Annotated in this window: 1 pseudogene; it reads right to left on the reverse strand. The window is 47.7% G+C overall.

The annotated features are described in order from the left end of the window. A pseudogene (locus OH459_RS28180) lies at positions 1–396 on the reverse strand (TrbI/VirB10 family protein); the annotation flags it as partial.

Here is a 396-nt window from a genome sequence, read left to right on the forward strand (position 1 = left end):
GCCCAGCTTAGACTTTTTACCGTTAGGTAAAATACCTTGATTGACGGTCTGAAAGACAATTGGAGAGGTATCCCCTTGACCTGAAACGCCGGCGTTAGCATCAGCGCCGCCTGTCACTACGGCGGTAACAAAAGTGCCTGTCGGAACATAATTATCGGTTGTGCGACGGGATTTTTTCTCATCGATGCTGGTTTGCCAATGAAATTCAAAGCTATCAAACGCATCGCCGTTAAAGGCGACATCATCTTGTCTTTTGTAGGTGAACTCATCAATATTGCTCGCATCCACATCATCTCTAATGGCGGATTTTGCCGGCAGTTTGTATTTGCCGAACACCTCGCCTTGAGGCGTGTTCGACTCATAAGGTTGATTTGGGTTGATGGCGGGACCTGCTGT

This window comes from Vibrio sp. MM46 (assembly GCF_027587135.1).
Classification (GTDB): domain Bacteria; phylum Pseudomonadota; class Gammaproteobacteria; order Enterobacterales; family Vibrionaceae; genus Vibrio; species Vibrio harveyi.